1 protein-coding gene is annotated in these 1,094 nt (G+C 76.2%); it reads left to right on the top strand.

What is annotated here, in order from left to right:
• On the top strand, positions 1 to 841 hold an 841-nt coding region (locus tag ACFXA3_RS42915), incomplete at its 5' end, for a LysR substrate-binding domain-containing protein (protein ID WP_385197045.1).
• Between the last annotated feature and the right edge of the window lie 253 nt (positions 842 to 1,094).

Here is a 1,094-nt window from a genome sequence, read left to right as displayed (position 1 = left end):
CTACCTCACCCCCTCGGCCGTCTCCCAGCAGCTCGCGGCGCTGGAACAGGAGACCGGCCACGCACTGCTGACCCGCAGCGGCCGCGGCGTACGGCTCACCGCGGCCGGCGAGATCCTGCTCGGGCACGCCCACGAGGTCCTCGCCCAGCTGGAGCGCGCCGAAGCCGAGCTCGCGGCGTACGCGGGAGGCGCGGCGGGCGAGGTCACCGTGGCCGCCTTCGCGACCGGCATCACCGAGGTCCTCGCCCCCGCGATCGCCCGCCTGGCCCGCGAACACCCGGGCATCCGCCTGCGCGTCCGGGACGCCGAAGGCGACCAGAGCCTGCCGCTGCTGCTCGACGGCGAAGCCGACCTCGCGCTCGCGGTCGAGTACCGCGGCGCCCCCGGCGCCGACGACGGCCGGCTGTCGGTGCTCCCGCTGTACGCGGAGCCCTTCGACGCGGTGCTGCCCTCCGGCCACCCGCTGTCCGACCTCCCGGAGGTCCCGCTGGCGGACCTCTCCGACGCGGACTGGGTGGGGCAGTATCCCGGGAACCCGTGCCACGACGTGACGCTGCTGGCCTGCGAACTGGCGGGCTTCCAGCCCCGGTTCGTGCACTCGTCCGACGATTTCCGGGCGGTGACGGCCCTGGTGGGAGCCGGGGCGGGCGTGGCGCTGGTCCCGCGCTCGGCGCTGCGGGGCATGGACCTCAAGGAGGTCCAGGTGCGCCCGGTGTCCGGAGCGGCCCCCACCCGCAGGGTCTTCGCGGCAACCCGCCGCGGCGCGGAAGCCCACCCCCTGATCGCCCCGATCCTCACGGCACTGACCAAGGAATCACACCGCCTCCCGACAACCGGCTGAACCCAGACGGGGCGCGGCCTTGGTTGGGCGGGGCGGTGTGGTGTCGGCGGGGCGGGAGGTTGGGGTCGGGGCCCGAGCGGGGCGGCGTCGGCGGGTTGGGCGGGGGCGCGGGTCTGGCGTGCGCACGCGGGGCCGGAGCGCGGAGCGCGGAGCGGGATACGGGGGGCGGGGTCCGGGTACTCGGTGTCGGTGTGGGTTCGGGGGCGTCCCGCCAGTCCACTGTCCTTCCGTGCCGTGCCGGTCCCTCAAGGGC

The organism is Streptomyces sp. NPDC059456 (genome assembly GCF_042750055.1).
Lineage (GTDB): Bacteria > Actinomycetota > Actinomycetes > Streptomycetales > Streptomycetaceae > Streptomyces.
Note: the sequence above shows the minus strand (reverse complement) of the source record. Positions and strands in the feature narration are given on the sequence as shown.